This window comes from Streptomyces sp. So13.3, from assembly GCF_005860785.2.
GTDB lineage: Bacteria > Actinomycetota > Actinomycetes > Streptomycetales > Streptomycetaceae > Actinacidiphila > Actinacidiphila fildesensis.
In genome coordinates this window covers 1,662,255-1,679,193 of sequence record NZ_CP048835.1, presented here as the reverse complement: position 1 = coordinate 1,679,193, position 16,939 = coordinate 1,662,255, and the positions used below count along the sequence as shown (strand labels likewise).

General features: G+C 67.3%; 14 protein-coding genes and 4 pseudogenes. 12 read left to right on the top strand and 6 right to left on the bottom strand.

Annotated elements, in window-relative coordinates; genetic code table 11:
* Positions 1 to 37: 37 nt before the first annotated feature.
* Positions 38 to 835 (top strand): methyltransferase domain-containing protein, encoded by a 798-nt coding sequence (locus C8250_RS07795; RefSeq protein ID WP_138357953.1) that lies wholly within the window; start codon positions 38 to 40, stop codon positions 833 to 835.
* A gap of 369 nt (positions 836 to 1,204) precedes the next feature.
* Entirely contained in the window at positions 1,205 to 1,657 is a 453-nt protein-coding gene (locus tag C8250_RS07790) for a hypothetical protein (protein WP_187144778.1), read from the top strand.
* Positions 1,658 to 1,718: 61 nt separating this feature from the next.
* Here C8250_RS07790 and C8250_RS07785 read toward each other — a convergent pair whose 3' ends face one another.
* The 3 genes from C8250_RS07785 to istA all read right to left on the bottom strand — a co-directional run bounded on the left by C8250_RS07785 (position 1,719) and on the right by istA (position 4,391).
* Positions 1,719 to 2,087 carry a VOC family protein gene (locus C8250_RS07785; protein ID WP_138359591.1) on the bottom strand — a complete coding sequence of 123 codons (369 nt, stop codon included), beginning with the start codon at positions 2,085 to 2,087 and terminating at the stop codon, positions 1,719 to 1,721.
* A gap of 82 nt (positions 2,088 to 2,169) precedes the next feature.
* Positions 2,170 to 2,940 carry an IS21-like element helper ATPase IstB gene (istB, locus tag C8250_RS07780; protein WP_138359593.1) on the bottom strand — a complete coding sequence of 257 codons (771 nt, stop codon included), beginning with the start codon at positions 2,938 to 2,940 and terminating at the stop codon, positions 2,170 to 2,172.
* Complete coding sequence (gene istA, locus C8250_RS07775; RefSeq protein WP_164299683.1) at positions 2,937 to 4,391, bottom strand: IS21 family transposase; 1,455 nt, start codon at positions 4,389 to 4,391, stop codon at positions 2,937 to 2,939. Before istA ends, istB begins: the two co-directional genes overlap by 4 nt.
* 74 nt (positions 4,392 to 4,465) lie before the next feature.
* Between istA and C8250_RS43410 the strand changes: the two genes are divergently transcribed.
* Entirely contained in the window at positions 4,466 to 6,634 is a 2,169-nt protein-coding gene (locus C8250_RS43410; protein WP_244809020.1) for a site-specific integrase, read from the top strand.
* Positions 6,625 to 6,954, top strand: a pseudogene (locus tag C8250_RS43405) (DUF6262 family protein); the annotation flags it as partial. The gene C8250_RS43410 and the pseudogene C8250_RS43405, both read left to right, overlap by 10 nt.
* A 131-nt stretch (positions 6,955 to 7,085) precedes the next feature.
* Here C8250_RS43405 and C8250_RS44450 read toward each other — a convergent pair.
* Together C8250_RS44450 and C8250_RS07755 are read right to left on the bottom strand one after the other, a co-directional pair.
* Positions 7,086 to 7,919, bottom strand: a complete 834-nt coding sequence (locus C8250_RS44450; RefSeq protein ID WP_274599424.1) for a transposase — start codon at positions 7,917 to 7,919, stop codon at positions 7,086 to 7,088.
* An 842-nt stretch (positions 7,920 to 8,761) separates the two neighbouring features.
* Positions 8,762 to 9,073: a hypothetical protein gene (locus C8250_RS07755; protein ID WP_187144775.1), complete on the bottom strand. Its 312-nt coding sequence runs from the start codon at positions 9,071 to 9,073 to the stop codon at positions 8,762 to 8,764.
* Between C8250_RS07755 and C8250_RS07750 the strand changes: the two genes are divergently transcribed.
* From C8250_RS07750 to C8250_RS07735, 4 genes and pseudogenes are all read left to right on the top strand, one after another.
* Positions 9,057 to 9,533, top strand: a complete 477-nt coding sequence (locus C8250_RS07750; protein ID WP_187144774.1) for a hypothetical protein — start codon at positions 9,057 to 9,059, stop codon at positions 9,531 to 9,533. The two genes, C8250_RS07755 and C8250_RS07750, sit on opposite strands and share 17 nt — an antisense overlap.
* Positions 9,534 to 9,603: 70 nt before the next feature.
* Positions 9,604 to 10,029 (top strand): hypothetical protein, encoded by a 426-nt coding sequence (locus tag C8250_RS07745; protein ID WP_138359581.1) that lies wholly within the window; start codon positions 9,604 to 9,606, stop codon positions 10,027 to 10,029.
* 102 nt (positions 10,030 to 10,131) lie between these two features.
* Positions 10,132 to 10,876, top strand: a pseudogene (locus tag C8250_RS07740) (DUF5655 domain-containing protein).
* 104 nt (positions 10,877 to 10,980) lie between these two features.
* Positions 10,981 to 11,931 (top strand): annotated as a pseudogene (locus C8250_RS07735) (ISAzo13 family transposase); the annotation flags it as partial.
* Positions 11,932 to 11,947: 16 nt separating this feature from the next.
* Here the strand turns inward: C8250_RS07735 and C8250_RS07730 are convergent.
* Entirely contained in the window at positions 11,948 to 13,297 is a 1,350-nt protein-coding gene (locus C8250_RS07730) for an IS4 family transposase (RefSeq protein ID WP_187144773.1), read from the bottom strand.
* An 82-nt stretch (positions 13,298 to 13,379) separates the two neighbouring features.
* Here C8250_RS07730 and C8250_RS43400 point away from each other — a divergent pair.
* The 4 genes and pseudogenes from C8250_RS43400 to C8250_RS07715 form a co-directional block, all read left to right on the top strand.
* Positions 13,380 to 13,643, top strand: a pseudogene (locus tag C8250_RS43400) (ISAzo13 family transposase); the annotation flags it as partial.
* Positions 13,644 to 13,734: 91 nt separating this feature from the next.
* On the top strand, positions 13,735 to 14,067 hold the full coding sequence (locus C8250_RS43395; protein WP_244809019.1) for a hypothetical protein: 333 nt from the start codon (positions 13,735 to 13,737) through the stop codon (positions 14,065 to 14,067).
* A 60-nt stretch (positions 14,068 to 14,127) separates the two neighbouring features.
* Positions 14,128 to 14,895: a transposase gene (locus tag C8250_RS07720; protein ID WP_187144772.1), complete on the top strand. Its 768-nt coding sequence runs from the start codon at positions 14,128 to 14,130 to the stop codon at positions 14,893 to 14,895.
* A 207-nt stretch (positions 14,896 to 15,102) separates the two neighbouring features.
* Entirely contained in the window at positions 15,103 to 16,347 is a 1,245-nt protein-coding gene (locus C8250_RS07715; protein ID WP_138359339.1) for an IS4 family transposase, read from the top strand.
* The last annotated feature ends 592 nt before the right edge of the window (positions 16,348 to 16,939 follow it).

Sequence of the window (16,939 nt, the reverse complement as noted above, 5' to 3'; positions counted from 1 at the left end):
CGCGCCACCGCCACAGCCAGGCCGCTATCGTCGCCAGATGCCTGAAGCCCCCGAGAAGTTCGACACCGCGATGACCACCTGGCAGGAATGGCAGGACGCCCCATGGGGCCGACTGCGCTACTCGATCGCCGAGGCGAACCTTCTCCGCCATCTCGACAGCCTGGACGGCGGGCCGCTGCGAATACTCGACCTCGCCGGCGGCGACGGCGGCGACGCCATCCGCCTGGCCGCCCGCGGGCACCACGTCACCATCGCCGACTACGCTCCCGCCATGCTCGCCTCGGCAACCGAGCGGGCCGCCGCAAGCGGCCTAACAGAGCTGATCACCTGTGTCGAGGCCGACGTGACCGATCTCCCCGCGGATCTCGCCGGCGGGGAGTTCGACATCGTGCTCTGCCACAACCTCCTCCAATACATGGACGACATCCCCGGAGTCCTCGCCGCAGTTCTCGCCCCGCTCAAGCCCGGGGGCCTGGTCTCCGTGATGGCGATCAACCGGCATTCGGCGCCCTTGAACATCGCCATCCGGCAGATGGACCCCATGGCCGCACACGCCGCGCTCGAAACCGACCAAGCCCGAACCGAGATGTTCAACTCCGCACTGACACTTCACGCAGCCGAAGAGATCATCCCCATCCTGCAGAACCTGGGCTGCCGAGACGTCAGCCACTACGGCATCCGCAGCTTCTGTGACTACATCACCGACGACGCACGCAAGCACGACCCTGCCTTCTACGCCGACCTCGAACGCCTCGAACTCGCCACCACCGCACGGCATCCCTACATGCACACCGCCCGGATCTTCCAGCTCACCGCATGGAAGCCGACCGACTGATGTCGGGTCAGCCGTCTCGATCCTGGCGTCTTCCTCGCCATCCGAGACGGCTGGCCCACCCACCGCTTGAATGTGATGCCAGTCACTCCATGGCCATCGAATCGCTACACAGGCTCAACACCCGGGTCGCAAACGCACCCGCGAGCCCACCCAGCGAATAGCGACACCGACATCTCTGCACACGGCCTCTGCGGAGACAAGCCACAACTTCACCTCCGCGGTACTCGACGCGGCCGGGGGCAACCTGCTGATCGCCCGGGACGCCGGAGGCTGGGCCTCAGCCGCGATGGTCGACGAGGTCTACGGGCACGTCGACATCCACGACCTGGCCTTCGACACCGCCCTGCGTACGGTCTGGGGTGGGGCCCAGTGACCGTGCCCTCCCTGCTGCCGCGGCAGGACGCCCGCACGCAACGGGACCGGCTGGAGGTGCTCACCGTGCTGATCAACGGACCCGAGTTCGACCCGGTGCTGCGTGGCGGGGTACTGAAGATCCCGCCGTCTCACCCGGTCTATCCGTGGAACTGCACGGTCCCCGACTGCGCGCGGTCGCGCTGGCGGCGGTACGCGATGTGCTCGGTGCACGCCGATCAGTGGCAGGAGGCAGAGGCCGGCGGGATGACCCGGACCCAGTTCCTGCGCGGGGCGGAGCCATTGGCGGCGTGGGAGGCCCCGGAGGAGATGATGTGCCGGATCTGCCCGCAGCGACCGGCCTTCAGCCTGCGCCTGGCAGTGTGCTTCCGGCACCGCAACCGGTGGCTGAGCCACCTGAAGCGGCACCCCGGCGCCGACGAGGACGACGGGTGTCGGCGTACTACCTAACCTCCCCAACCGCGTACGGATGAACGTCCCCAGCTATGTCGTGTGCGGGAGCACGGCTGCGTCAGCCCCTGACGATGCAGAAGGGATGCCCGGCCGGATCAGTGAGGACCCGCCACCTGTCCTCATGCGGCTGGTGATGAGCCTTGCCTGCTCCCAGCTCCAGCAACCGAGCCTCCGCCTCGTCCAGGTCCGCGACGTCGAAGCAAAGGTGAAATTGTTGGGGAACGGCCTGATCAGGCCAGCTCGGCGCCCGGTAGTCGTCGACCCGTTGAAAGCCTATGAGGAGTCCATCCTCACGGTTGAGACCGGCAAAGTCAGCGTCCGACTTCGGGTGCGGCTCAAGGCCGGTGGCCTGTTGATAGAACACCGCCAGAGCCAGTGGATCAGGGCAATCTAGTGTTATCGCGCTCAACTTCATCTTCAAGGGCATGGCATCTCCGAGCTGATCAGCAGACTTTCCTGATGCCACCCTAAAAGGGGCCGCCCCGCCGGCCGGTTCGCGACGTGGCCTGTCAGGCCACGTCTGTGTCCCGCTCGATGGCCTTGAGTCGGTTCTTGAGCCGGTAGCTGGGGCCGTTGATGGAGATCACGTCGCAATGGTGCAGGAGGCGGTCGAGGATGGCGGTGGCCAGGACCTCGTCACCGAACACCTGTCCCCATTCGCTGAAGGTCTTGTTCGAGGTCAGGATGATCGAGCCCTTTTCATACCGCTTGGAGATGACCTGGAAGACCAGGTTGGCTTCTCCGCGTTCGAGGATCTCGTAGCCCACCTCGTCGACTACGAGGACACCCGGCCGTAGGTAGGTGCCGAGCTTGTTGGCCAGGCGGCCGGCGGCTTCGGCGGCTTTGAGGTTGCGGACCATGTCGTCGAGGCTGGTGAAGTAGACCGAGTAGCCGGCCCGGCAAGCCGCGACCGCGAGAGCGACGGCGATGTGTGTTTTACCCACCCCCGGCGGGCCCAGGAGAGCCGCGTTGGCCTTGGCCTCGACGAACGAGAGCGTGGCGAGGTCCTTGACCTTGCGCGGGTCGAGGTCGGGCTGGAACGAGAAGTCGTACTCATCGAGCGTCTTGTGGTGCGGCAGCCGGGAGAGTCGCAGACCCTGCCGGAACCGGCGGTCGTCGCGGACAGCCAGCTCCTCGGAGAGGACCAGGTCGAGGAAGTCGAGATAGCCCATCTTCGCCTCGTCCGCCCGGCGGGTGAACTCGTTGATGGTTTCCGCGAGGTGGGGCAGGCCGAGCTTGCCGGCCGTGGTGCGGATACGGTTGCCGGTCAGCTCGCTCAAGAGGATTCCTTCGTCGCTCGATGGGTGGTGAAGGGACGGGTGCCAGTCAGCTCGTCATAGACCGACAACGGTCGGCGCCCGACCTCGATCCGGGTGGCCGCGGCCCGGTTCAGCAGGGCCTGCAGCGGGCCGGTCTCCTCGCCCCGCGGCCGCTCTTGCCGAGGCTGGATGGGGATGTCGCCGGTGGTGGTCCGACGGTTCTTACCGGTGGGCAGACCGTCCCAGTGCGACTCATCGACGACACGGGCACCGCGGCCGATCGCCCGGGGGTGGGCGGCAAGCAGCGTGCTGCCATGGATGTCAGCAAGGGTGCCATGCAGCATGACCTGGGACTTCGTGGCTCGGACCTCGACCAGCTGACGAGCACGGACTCGCCGGGCCGGCACGGAGTAGAGGTTCCCGTCGAAGGCGACCAGGCAGTCCTTGCCGACGTGCCGCAGCTGCCGCTCGGCCACCAAGTACGGAACCGACGGCAGCGGCTTGAGCGCCGCGTGATCTCTCGCCGCCCGCTCCGCGATGACCTCCCGGTGCGTCTTGTGGATCTGGGCCCGCCGCAGCGGCACCCACGCGGTGAACGCGGCGTCCATCTCCTCGACGGAGGAGAACGACCGGCCGGACAGAACGTGATCGCGGACGATCAGAACTTGCCGCTCGACCCGGCCCTTGCCCTGCGGCCGGTAGGCGGCCAGCACGTCGATGTCGAAGTCGTAGTGGCCGGCGAAGCCGACCGCTTCCGGATGCAGCGGGACCGCCTCACCAGGAGCAACGTGGCGGCGGACGACGGTCTTGGTCCGGTCGTAGACGATCGTCATCGGAGCCCCGCCGAAGTGGGCGAAGGCCCGGCGGTGGCAGTCGAAGAAGGTCTGCAGGTCCTGGCTCGTGGTGAAGCAGCAGAACGGGTCCCGCGAATACGACAACGTCATATGGAAGGAGTAGACCTTCGCGATGCCCATGTGAGCGAGGATCTTGCCCTCATCACCCCAGTCAACCTGGGCCTGGGCCCCCGGAATCACCTCGAACCGGCGGTGCATCCCCGCCAGTTCCTTGGGCGTGATGCCGAGTTCCTCGGCGATTCTGGGCCGGGAGGTCTGGACGTAGAGCTTGACTCGCTGGTAGTTGCCAGTGAAGCCGTACTCCTGGGCCAACCGCTCATGAATGACCGCGGCCTTCATCAGGACCTCGGCCCGAAGCATCGAGTCGATCAATGGCCCGAACTCGTCGATCACCCTCGCCCGCGACCGCCCACTCGGCGACCGCCGCGGAGGCGTCGCCGGACCCGGCGCCGACAGGTACTTACGGACCGTTTTGCGGTCCAGCCCGGTCTCCCTGGCGATCTCCGACAGGCTCATCGCCCCGGACTCCAGCAGGCCCCGAAAGCGCCGGAGCTCCAGCCAACGCTGCGGATCCAAGACCACTGCCAGCCCCCTCCGCCGCCCGAATCGACCAAGCATCAGAGTGCCGAGCAGCATGTCTCACCGCATCAGCAACTGTCCCTTTTCATCCGTACGAGGCTGGGGACGTTCACGTGTACCCCGACAACGGGGAGTTCGAGAGGTGGCTGGCCGATCAGCAGCCCTGCCCGGGCTACGGCGAGTGCCGCGCGGAGGTGTGCGACGAACTGGCCGCCTCGCCGCTGGGGTTGTGCGGCGCGCACGAGCGCGGCTACATCCGGGCCGGGCGCCCGGGCGGGGCCCGGCTGCCGAAGAACTTCTTCGCCACCTTCGAGCGGCACGAGCTACCCGTCCCCATCTCCTGCGATGACCAGATCGCCTTCCGCGCCTGGTGCCGCGCGCAGTTGCCGGTGCACCGCACGGGGCAGATCTACCTGCGCGGCCTGCGGCCCTTGCTGCGGGCCGAGTTCCAGTGGGGCATGTATGTCCACGGCCTGCAGCCCACCGCCGTGTGGAACTTGACGTGGGTGCAGTCGCTCGCGGACGAGTGCCAGCGTCGCGACGTGGCGTCCCTGGCCGGCCTGGACCCGTCCGTCTTCCACCGCGACTACCACCAGCGCATGGTCAGTGAGATGCAAGAAGCCCTGCGGAAGGTCTACTTCAGCCCGGGCGACACCCGGGATGCCGGCTACATCGAGACCGAGCACTTCGGAGTGCGCTTCCCCCACCGCTCCAGCTACGTCGACCTGACCTGCGTCTCCCAGCGGTGGCTGCGCGACCTGCTGTGGGACCACATCGCCGATGTGCTGCGCTCGCCGTCATGCCCGCGCAGCGCCCAGCCGGTGGACTACCAACGCCGCGCGGGCGCTGAGCTGAGCGCGTTCCTGGAGGCCGAAGCCCCAGACGGCGGCCACGATCCGAGGGCGCTGCGCGAAGAGCATGCCCACCGCTTCGTCGCGGACCTGCGCAACCGTGAACGTCTCGGCCTTGCCTTCCGCGGCCAGGCCCGCCTGGACGGCAAGAAGTCGAGGGTCACCGAGAACATGCGCCGGATGATGCTCAACTACGGCCGGGCCGTGCTGCGCGGCGCCCTGGACAACGGCAGCGCCGAGCAGATCGGATTGAACCGCGCCTTCATTACCGCCGTGCCGGTCGGCGGCCCGGGCACGCCCCGCCGCCGCAACCCCTTCCCCGACGAGGTCGCCCGCGCTCTCGCGGACGAGAGCAACCTGCTGCAACTCGCCGAAGACCACGACCCGCACGACCGCGGCCTGCGGGATATGTGGGAGGCCATCATCATCACCGGCCGACGCGCCAACGAGGTCATCCAGCTCCACCTGGACTGCATCGGCCGCTACGGCGGGCTGCCCGTGCTCTGGCACGACCAGACCAAGGTCGGCAACCTGAACGCGGCCATCCGCATCCCCGACCGGCTCATGGACCGGCTTGAGGAACGCCGCCGCAAGACCCTGGCCCACTTCGCCGACCGCCACGCCGGCCGCGCGCCCACCCCCGCCGAGCGCGTCCACCTGGCCCTGTTCCCCACCGACATGCTCAACTCGGACGGCCGTCGCGCCCTGTCCTACACCTGGTTCCATACCGGCCTGCGCAACTGGATCACCGACCTCGACCTGGGCGGTCACTACGTCGCCCACCAAGCCCGGCATACCCTGGCAACCCGGCTGCTGCGGGCCGGGGCGAGCCTGACGCACATCCGCCGGTATATGGGGCAGGTCAGTGACCGAATGGCGGAGCATTATGTCCACCTGACCCAGTCCGACCTCGACGACGTCCTCCAACGTGTCTGGGTCGCCGGCCCCGGCACCGCCAACCCCGGTGAACTCATCACCGAGGGCGCCGCTCCACTCACCCGCGAGCAGGCCCAGGCCCTGGCGATCGACCTGTCGCGCCGCAGCACCCCGGCCGAGGGCGGGTTCTGCACCTTCCAGCCCGTCGTCGAGGGCGGCGCCTGCCCCTGGAACCTGAACTGCCACAACTGCGACAAGTTCGTCCTGTCCGGCGCCGACCTCCTCTATTGGCGGCGCAAGCGCGAGCAGTGGCGGCTGCTGGCCGAGGGCGCCCCCGACGACGCCACCGCCGACTACCTCCACCGCTACTTCGAACCCACCGCCCGCGCCATCGACGGCCTGGAGAGCGCCCTGGCCGGCCTTGGCCTCCTTGACGACGCCCTCGCCCTGGACCTGCGCAAACCCCAGGACTACTTCCACCGCGTTTGGTCCACCGCCTTCCGCGCCGCCGACCTCGCCGAGGCCGCCGGTGACGAACAGGAGCAATGCGCGTGACCACCACCGTCCCCGATCCACGCACGGCCGCCGCCCTGACCGCCCGTCGCCGCAGCACCGACGCCGCCCTCGGACGGGTCCGCGACGCCATCGCCCGGCTCCGCCGCGAGAAGACCCAGGTCAGCGTCTCCGCGGTCGCCCGCCGCGCGAACGTTTCCCGCACCTTCCTCTACGGCCACCCCGACGCCAGGGCCGCGGTCGCCGCCGCGATGGCCGAAGCGGGCGAACGACGGACCCAGATGGTCACCGACCAGGACGAGGCACGCGAGGCGACCTGGCGCGAGCGGGCCCTGAACGCCGAGAATGCCCTCAAAGCCGCCCACGCCGAGATCCTCGCCCAACGCACCCGCATCGGTGAACTCCTGGGACAGGTCCGCGACTTGGAAGCCGAATGGACCCAAGTGTGGACGGTCACTGATTTCGGCTCTGTCGCTGATCTTGTGCTTGGTGGTCAGGTCCGGTGCAAGATCCGCTTGCGTAGAAGGTCGAAGTTCGCACGCCCGTATCCGGCCCGCTTGATGAGCTTGACTCTCGTGTTCTGTCCCTCGACCTGGCCGGAGCTCCAGGGAGTGGACAGTCCGGCGATGACGGCGTCCTGGTCCCGGCGGAGCCCGGTGATCAGGGAGTGCAGCGCGGGCAGGGGGTCTTGCTCGACGCGCTCCATCCAGTCGGGCAGCTGGTCGCCGCGCAGGTCGCGCATCATCTCGGCGAAGTCGCGGACGTGGTCGGTGACGGCGTCGAGTTCGGGGCAGCCGGCGCGGATTTCCTTGAGGGTTGGGGCGTCCTCGTCGGTGAGGTTGCCCGGGTTGGTCATGATCCACCGGACGACGCGGCGGGGCCGTGGCGCGGGCCTGGGCGCCGGTGCGGGAGCTGAGGGCGTGAAGGTTCGCAGGTAGCGGCGGACGGCCTGGATGCTGCCGGTGAAACCGAGGGCGGTAATGTCGCGGTGCAGTTGGGCGGGGTCGTGGCAGCCCCTCGTTCCACCGCTGGTGGAGGTAGGGCCGGTACTTGTCCAGGATCGTCGACCGGTTGACCGCCTTGACCAGGAGCTCGTCGATGCTGGTCGCGCGGGCGAAGCGGCGGACGGTGGAACGGTCCAGCTGGAGCCGGTGGCAGATCGACTCCAGCGAGGCGCCCCTGGCCCAGCAGGTCCTGGACCAGGGTGAAGCGTTCCCGGGTCCGGACCACCAGGCGGCGCTCGCGCCCGCAGACGTCCAGGGTCCCCCACCGGTGCCGCCACCGGGCCTTCGTCATCAGCGGGCGCGTCGGTGGGTGCGCGCGGCATCTCCTCGAACACGGCCCGCACGCAGACGAAATGGGCACCGACCGTCTTCTCCACCGCCTCGCCGACGTTCTTCCACAAGTGCCACGCGTCGGCTACCTGCACCGCTTGAGGGCGTTTGCGCGGGCACCTTCCGCGTAGGAGCCACCCGGTCCCGGCAGATCACCTCCACCTCGGGGGTGGTCACGGAGCCAGGCTGCCAGCGGTTCTGCCTCGCGTCCCGGCAGCACGTCGACGGGGCGTCGCCGCTCCAGGTCGACCAGGACGGTCGCGTACGAGTCGCCCTCCGTAGCGCGAAATCGTCGACGCCCAGCACCCTGACCTGCCCGACAGGCTCCTCGGGGAAGGCCCTGAGCAGGCGTAACAGGGTGTCCTTCGCCACCGGGACCCCCAGCGCGACCGCGAGTCGGCCGCCTACCCCGCCCGGCCAACGCCAGCGCGATCGAGGTCAGCGTCCCGCGCATCAGCGGAGTGTAGCGGGCATGCGGGCTGGTCAAACCGGTGACCTGCTCGGCGAACGTCACGGCCGCGCAGGCGGCATTGAGGCACCGGAACCGGCGTATCAGCAGCTCGATGACTACCCGGGTGCCGCTGATCGCCGCGTCGGACAGGCGTCGCAAGTAACGCCCGTGCACACGTCCCGATGGGCTCCGACAGTGCGGACACGGCGCCTCGACCGCACGGACACGGGCATGCATCGTGATCCCGCCAGCCGACCGCTCGACCAACTCCACCACGACACCGGACAGATGAGGCAGAAGCGCCTCGAAACTCGGCGAAGAACACGCGGGACAGGATGCCAGCCGTCAACACCTACCGATCACAAGATCAGCGACAGAGCCGAATTACGTGACGCGGAAGGCACCTTCGTTGGGGAATTGCGTGACCGCTGACACCAAGAGGCCATCCAGCGGATTGCCACCGAGAACACCGCCCTCAAGCAGCGCGTCCGCCAGCTCACCGCCGACAACCGATCCTTCGACGAACGCCTCCAGGCCGCCCGCTCCAACCTCCGCTTCCAGGACCGCCGCGTCGCCGACCTCCAAGCCCAGCTCGCGGCTCCAGCGGGCTGATCCGACGTGACCGGTGACCGCCGCATCCCTGGTGGGGCGGCCACCGGCCGTAGTGCACACTTGGCCGATGCTGTTGACGTTCATCGCAGAAGTCGCGGACGAGCCCCTGGTCCTGGACCCGGGCAGCCAGGCGACCGAGTCGCAGACCAACACCTGGCATCTCGGCACCGACGCCGATGAGCGGGCGACGCTGTCCGTGAAGGAGGTGGCTGCCGCCTTCGAGAGCACCGCGAGGGCATTGCGTGACCGCATCCGGACCCTCGGTCTGGATGGAACCGCCACGTTCTACGTCTGGCACGACGAGCAAGCCGGACAACTTCGCTGTTCGACCTCCTCACAGCCTCCGGAATCGCTCCCGTTCGGTGGTCACTACGTGCTGACCGAGACGCTCGAGCCGATCATCACTAGCTTCCTCGACGACAGTGATCCCGGCTCGGTGCCGTGGACCGACCTCACACCAATCGAGTCCGACGGCCAGGACCGGGCAGACGTCATGCCGCCGCCGTTCCCGGTCTGGACACGTCGAATCGGGCGCGATACCTGAACGCCCCTCGGTCTCGAAGCCGGGGAAAGCCAGTAGCCGCACCAGCCGGGGTCATGCGAACATCCCCAGCATGGAGCCCCAGGACGACCAAGCGGCAGGCGAGGTGCTGCACGGGCGCGGCTGGCGCAAGGCATTCACCGTTACCGAGATGGTCGACCAGTGGGCCTCGCTCGTCAGGACCGTTGAGAACGGCTACGAGGACCTCATTGACGAGTACACCAACGACCTCTACAGCCGGAACTGGCTCCACGAGGCGTGGGTTCTCCTGCCCGGGCACGTGCTCGTGACCTGGAACCAGCGGATCCAGGAACTCGACGACTGCTTCCGGGACGCAACCGCCTTCGACGACGGCCAGGCACTGTCCCAGTTTCATCGGATCGGTCGGTTCGATCCCGACGCTATGTGGTGGTGGCGGCGCTACCCGCGGATTCTCGTCGGCGACCTCGGACACGCGCTCCGCTCAGCCGGAGCCGTTGACCTGTCGCCAAGCCCGTGACCTGCCCGAAATCTGTCAGCAGCTTGGAACAGCACAGGCTTCAGAGTCATCTCAGACGACCAAGCCGAGCACCACCCCATCGGGCGACCTCAGAAAGTAGTGATGCATCGTCACGGACATGTAGTCTATAAATCGTCGCAGTTCAGAGCCGGTATCCGAGCTCCTGCGGTCGGTAAAGTGGAATTCAAGCGCGGGGTCGACGCAGGGGCGATCCATCAAGGGCTCTTCTACATGGCCTGGTTGATGGACCACCGCCGCGAGTTCGAGCACCTGGTCCGCGACCAGCTCGGGGCAACGGCCGCAGCCCAGGTGCTCTGGAGCGCGCCAAGGCTGATCTGCATCGCCGGCGACTTCACGCGCTACGACGTGCACGCCGTACGCGAGCACCGCAGGTCGATCGGTTCGCTACCGGCTCTTCGGCAGCGACCTGATCGGGCTGGAGACCGTGGCGTCGGTGAGCGGTGGGACCCAGGCACACCGGCGTGTGCGTCGGCATGCGGTCGCACGGACGGCGGCCGATGTCCAAGGTGCGTCGATGGTCGAGCTGGCGAGCGCGGTCGACGAGGCGTTGCTCGGTCTCGGGGACGGCGTGAACCGCGTAGAGCGTAAGCAGTACCGGGCGTATCAGCGCCTGCGGAACTTCGCCTGCGTCTGTCCGCCCCAGCGGAGCAAGCTCCTGGTGTACCTGAAGGTCGACCCCAGGGATATTGACTCCGTTCCTGGGTTCACCCGGGACGTGTCCGGGCTCGGGCATCACGGGACGGGCGATTTGGAGGTGCAGCTTCGTACGCTGCGAGACGTGGAGCGAGCGCAGGGTCTTTTCCGGGCGAGCTACGCAGCGGCTTGATCGCGTGCCGGTAATTTAGCCTTGAGTGCTTCGCGGTCGGTCTCTGCTAAGGGCTTGCAGGCAATCAAGGTGTTGCTTCTCGTATCGGGGATCGTTGTTGTGGTATGCGCATCCCCGATGAGACTCGTGCCCAACTTGCCGTGAAGTTTGCGGTGTTGCTTCCGCACCTGGACGAACGGCAGCGGCGGCTGCTGTTGGCTGCGGAGGCCAGGATGCTGGGGCATGGGGGCGTCCGGGCCGTTGCGCAGGCCGCGGTGGTGAGTGAGACGACGGTCCGCAAGGGCGTCTTCGAGCTTGAGGCCGGCGAGAGGCCCCTGGACCGGGTGCGGCGGCCAGGCGGGGGACGCAAGCGGGTCGCGGATCTCGACCCGGGGCTGCGTCCGGCCCTGCTGGCGCTGGTCGAGCCGGACGAGCGGGGAGATCCGATGTCGCCCCTGCGATGGACGGTGAAGTCCACTCGAACCCTGGCCCGGGAGCTCACCCGAGCCGGGCACCAGATCAGTGCCGACACCGTCGCCGACCTGCTGCGGGAGGAAGGCTTCAGCCTGCAGGCGGGCGTCAAGACCCTGGAGGGAGGCCAGCACATCGACCGGGATGCCCAGTTCCGCTATCTCAACGAGCAGGCCCGTGAACACCGGGATACCGGCCAGCCGGTGATCAGCGTGGACACCAAGAAGAAGGAACTCGTCGGAGAGTTCAAGAACAGCGGCCGCCAGTGGCGGCCGGCAGGCGACCCGGTGCTGGTGGGTGTTCACGACTTCGCCGACCCGCAACTGGGCAAAGCCGTCCCCTACGGGATCTACGACCTGGCGGCCAACACCGGCTGGGTCAACGTCGGCACTGACCATGACACCGCCGCGTTCGCCGTGGAGTCGATCCGCCGCTGGTGGCACGGGCAAGGCCGACCCGCCTATCCGCGGGCAACACGACTTCTGATCACCGCCGACGCGGGCGGCTCCAACGGCTACCGCACCCGGGCCTTCAAACTCGAACTAGCCCGCCTCGCAAACGAAACCGGCCTCACCATCACCGTCTGCCACCTGCCTCCCGGCACACAATGCCGTTGCTTGATTAGTGAACTATCCCGGGATGCAGAGTGATGACCTTGGGCTCGACCCTCCGTGTGGGTTGCCGGTCCCGGGTGTTGATTCGGTAGGAAAGCTTGGAGGAGTACTTCGAGTCCGGGCGCTTCAGGTGCCGGTCCGCCTCCCGTAGACGCCGGGTGCCGTTGTCAAGCTTGCGGTGGACCTTTGCCGCCATCACGGCCAGGAACTTCTTGATCTTCGTCGGCGTGTCCGCGCACTGGCGGACCACGCTACGGCGTGTGTGCTTGAGGACTTTGACGAACGACACCCGGTCCGGGTCGATACCGTTGTCGTCAGCCAGCTGCATGACGACCCGGGTCAGGCAGTGGTGCACCGTCAGATGAGCCCAGACCTCCTGCCGGACAAGGGCGGGGTCGCCAGAGCGCAGAACTTCGGCCGGTCCGCGCTGGAACGTCTTGATCTGCCGAAATGCCGACTCCGCCTCCCATCTTTCCCGGTACAGAGCTGCCAGCTCCGCCGCCGGGTACTCCACCGGGTCCAGCAGGTCGGTCAGTAGCCTGACCATCTCACCGCCGTCGATGCGGTACTCGATCACCCGGACCAGTACACCGCCGGGGTGCGCGCCCTTCTGCCCGGCCAGGTTCATCCTCGCCAAGTAGGTGCCGTCAGCCAGATGCTCGACCGGACGGTGGGCCACTGGTGAACGGGCCCGGAGCAGGAGATGTGACCCGGCTTCCAGATACGCCTTCCACAAGGCGACTCCGGGAAAGTTGCGGTCCATGACCACGAGCATCCCGGCTGCCGAGCCTACCAGAGTGATCGCGAGTTCCCGCTCGCCGCCGTTGAAGCCGCCCACCGCCGCGTCGATCTGCGCGTGGGTGCCACACTCGGTCAGTGTCACCACCCTCACCTGGGGAAACCCCGCCGACTGGCCGTTCTTGGTCGGTCCGCCGAACGCAGCCCGATTCACCTTTGTGTCCGGCGCGTCCAGCACAAACCCGTCCACCGCCGCCAGCCGCATACCGTGGTAGAAGGAGCCCTCCAGCCCGACCGGCGCCAACGGGCTTACCAGCTCCTGGAACACGGCCTCCAGCACCAGGGGCCCCAGACGCCCGCGCGCCCGGGTAAACGACGACGACTTGTTCGGAATGCACGCACTCAACTCTGGCACACTGCCGACCAGTTGTTCAGCTACATCGTCGTATGAGTCCTGCTGGAACAGTGCCAGCGCAAGGGTGAAATAGACCATGAACCCAGCGGGCAGCGCGCCGGGCTTCTTGTCCCGGACCCGGCACTTCTCCAGCACCCCGGCAACCAGTTCCGGCGTCACCCACCGCGTCACCACCCCCAGCCGCACATGATCTGACAACCCCACCCAAGGATGCATGCTTGGTCCAACGACCCCGCCCCTGCAGCGTCACTGCGAACTGCTTAACGAGTTCAAGCAACGGCATTGTCCCGGCACATCGAAGTGGAACAAGATCGAGCACCGACTCTTCTCGCACATCACCATGAACTGGCGTGGCCGCCCGCTGACCAGCCACGAAGTCATCGTGAACAGCATCGCGGCGACCACCACCCCCACCGGGTTACGCGTGAAGGCCGCCCTCGACACCAACAGCTACCCCACCGGCGTGAAGATCGGCGACGCGGAGATGGCCGCCCTGCCGCTGGTCCGGCACACGTTCCACGGTGACTGGAACTATGACCTCCACCCCCAGCCCTGCCCCCACCGTCCCAGCGGCGCGAACCCCGCAAGAACCCGCCTCGAAGTGGGACCAGGCCCTGCTCTCTGATCCCGCCCTGACCGGGATGACCCGCCCCCAACTGGACGAACTCACCACAACGTTGGCTCCTGACGGTGATACCCAAACCGGCCGTCCACCCCGGCTCACCTTCCCCGAACAAGTCCTGGCCACCGTGCTTCACCTGCGGGTCGCGCTAGCCGCGGAACCCCTGGCCGTACTGTTCGGCAGCAGCCGCACGGCCATGCACCGCACCCTCCTCAAGAACAGGAAACTGATCAAGGCGCACAGGATCACCATCCCGCCCGCAGCAGCCCCACCCGCGACCCTCGCCGTTCTCCAAGCCCGCGTCCTCACCCTGACCGGCGAGCCCGCAACCAAGATCAAGACGACGTGTTAATGATCTGCAAGCCCTAAGACCTGTCCCGTAACTGCCGGTCATGGGTGAGATGATCTTGCGGTGTCTGCTGTGATCACGGCGTCGGAGCCGTCTTGGATAGCCCCGTTCACCGGGCTGAGTCCGCGTTCCTTCGGCAAGTTGGTGACGGCACTGCGCCGCGAAGGGGCGGATCCGGTCCGTAAGGGCCGACCGTGGGGCCTCCCGCTGGAAGACCGCGTTCTGCTGGTGGCGGCGTACTGGCGAACAAACTTGACCATGCGCCAGCTCGCTCCGCTCTTCGGTATCTCGAAGTCCGCGGCCGACCGGATCATCGACCATCTCGGCCCCTCGCTCGCGCTCCAGCCACGCAAGCGGTTCCGCAAGGACACCGTGCTCATCGTGGACGGCACCCTGGTTCCGACCCGCGACCACACCATCGCCGCGCAGTCCAAGAACTACCGGTACTCCACCAACCACCAGGTCGTCATCGACGCCGACACCCGTCTTGTCGTAGCGGTCGGCCGGCCGCTGCCCGGCAACCGCAACGACTGCAAGGCGTGGGAGGAATCCGGCGCGAAGGCCGCCGTCGGCAGGACCATGACGATCGCCGACGGCGGCTACCCGGGCACCGGGCTCGTGATGCCCCACCGCCGCCGCAAAGGCGAAGAACTACCGGACTGGAAAAAGGCCCACAACACGTCCCACAAACAAGTCCGCGCCCGCGTCGAGCACGCCTTCGCCCGCATGAAGACCTGGAAGATCCTCCGCGACTGCCGCCTCAAAGGCGACGGAGTCCACCACGCCATGCTCGGCATCGCCCGCCTGCACAACCTCAACCTCGCCGGATAGGCGAACAGCCAGACCGACCACCGACCACGCCCACAGCCACCCCAAGATCATTTACGGGACAAGCCTTAGTCGGGTGGCTCCTTTCAACGGTCGGGCAGGGCGCAATGCCACGAAGCTTAAGTTGATCAAGGTTTCAATGGCGGCTCGCCGTTGGGTGGACTCGTGCGTCGTTGAAGCTCGTTTCGGGCGGACGGCTACGGTTGTCGCATGGATCAGGGGGCAGTTGAAGCGGGTAGGCCGGTTGCGCGACCGGACCAGGTGTCGCTGGGGGTCTTGGTCGCTGCGGTACCGCGGTTCAAGGTCGACGAGGCCGCTGCAGTGTGTGGGGTGGCTGAGCAACGTCGTGGTGGGAAGCTTCCTCCACATGTGACCGCGTACCTGACGATGGCACTGTGCCTGTTCGCCGATGACGGCGCTGAGGAGGTCGCGCAGAAGGTCACCGGGTCGCTGTCGGAGTTCGGCGTCTGGGACGCAGCGTGGGAGCCGCCGACGTCTTCGGGGATCACCCAGGCCCGCAAGCGGCTGGGCCGTGATGTGTTGCGTGAGACGTTCTACCGGGTCGCCGAGCCGGTGGCTGCCGGTGAGAGCCGGGGCGCTTGGCTGCGGCAGTGGCGGCTGATGGCCATCGACGGTTTCGACCTGGACCTGCCCGACACGGCCGAGAACGCAGCCGAGTTCGGCTACGCGGGCAACGATCAGTCCCGCTCGGCGTTCCCCAAGGCCCGGGTGGTGGCTGTGGTCGAGTGCGGGTCTCACGCGTTCATGGACGCCGAGGTCGGCCCGTGGAACCGCAGCGAGAAGGCGATGGCCGCCTCGCTGTTGATCTCGATCTCCAGCGACTGGCTGCTGTTGGCCGATCGCGGCTTCTACAGTTTCGCCGCGTTCAGTGCCGCCACACAGACCGGGGCGGCGTTGTGCTGGCGGGCGCCGACGCAGCTGCGGCTGCCGGTCCTGGAGGTCCTGTCCGACGGCTCATATCTCTCGGCGCTGGTCGACCCAGCGATCCGCGGCCGTGAGCGTGAGGAACTGCTGGACGAAGCGAGGTCGGGGGCGAAGCCGGACCCTGCCGCGGCCCACGTGGTGCGGGTCGTGGAGTACGACGTTCCCGACCGCGACGGGCAGGAACTGATCTGCCTGATCACCAATATCACTGACCACGACGCCTTGACGGCCGGAGAACTCGCCGGCGCCTACCAGCAAAGATGGGAGGAGGAGACCGCAAACGGGCAGCTCAAGAGCATCCTGCGCGGGCCGGGGAAGGTGTTGCGGTCCAAGAGTCCGGACCTGGTCCACCAGGAGATTTGGGCCTACCTGCTGGTCCACTACGCGATCAACTCCCTGATCTGCCAAGCCGCAACCGGCGCCGACATCGACCCGGACCGGATCAGCTTCCTGAGGACCGTCAATATCGTCCGCCGCACCGCCACGGGGACGGCGGCCTTTCCCCCCTGAGCGGTGGGACGCCGTGGCAGCCGAGATCCTTACAGCGCTCGCAGCACGCCGAAACTGCAACCCCGAACGGCGCCAACGCAGTTACCCACGGGTCGTCAAACGCGCCCGCCACAACTCCTATCCGGTGAAGAGGGCAACAGACGCCGGCACCCACCATGCGGGCCCACCCATCCTCAGGTTCGCCCTGCTCGGCTCACCTCCCACCAGATCAAGATCAAGATCAACTTAAGCTTCGTGGCATTGTCCCAAGCCCCGCCGATGGAATGCGTGAGTGGGGTGTATGGCTAGCCGTTGAGAAGCGGCAGGCGCTGGCCGGTAGAGGTCACTCCGGTCAGGTGGACACCGCCGCCTCGGGGTAAAGGGAGAACCCACCCCGGTCGTATCTCATTCGTGTGGAACGTGGAAACCCCGTTGGGGTCCGGGCGGCTCTGGCCCGGTCAGCCGACCGCAAGGAAGGCTCAACTCCCCAGCGGGAACAGGACGGCCCAACAAGCCAACGCCGGAAGCCGAAAGGAAACGGGAAAGTGATACATCATGATCGGCCCCTCCGCCGGCCGCCTCACATAACCGTCCGGATACGGGTGCACTGCCC

Excerpts from the sequence above, each read along its gene's own strand:
- C8250_RS07795 (WP_138357953.1), top strand. The coding sequence starts at position 38 with ATGCCTGAAGCCCCCGAGAAGTTCGACACCGCGATGACCACCTGGCAG.
- C8250_RS07785 (WP_138359591.1), bottom strand. The coding sequence starts at position 2,087 with ATGCCCTTGAAGATGAAGTTGAGCGCGATAACACTAGATTGCCCTGAT.
- istA (WP_164299683.1), bottom strand. The coding sequence starts at position 4,391 with ATGCTTGGTCGATTCGGGCGGCGGAGGGGGCTGGCAGTGGTCTTGGAT.
- C8250_RS44450 (WP_274599424.1), bottom strand. The coding sequence starts at position 7,919 with ATGCCGCGCGCACCCACCGACGCGCCCGCTGATGACGAAGGCCCGGTG.
- C8250_RS07750 (WP_187144774.1), top strand. The coding sequence starts at position 9,057 with ATGCTGTTGACGTTCATCGCAGAAGTCGCGGACGAGCCCCTGGTCCTG.
- C8250_RS07755 (WP_187144775.1), bottom strand. The coding sequence starts at position 9,073 with ATGAACGTCAACAGCATCGGCCAAGTGTGCACTACGGCCGGTGGCCGC.
- C8250_RS07745 (WP_138359581.1), top strand. The coding sequence starts at position 9,604 with ATGGAGCCCCAGGACGACCAAGCGGCAGGCGAGGTGCTGCACGGGCGC.
- C8250_RS43395 (WP_244809019.1), top strand. The coding sequence starts at position 13,735 with ATGACCCGCCCCCAACTGGACGAACTCACCACAACGTTGGCTCCTGAC.
- C8250_RS07715 (WP_138359339.1), top strand. The coding sequence starts at position 15,103 with ATGGATCAGGGGGCAGTTGAAGCGGGTAGGCCGGTTGCGCGACCGGAC.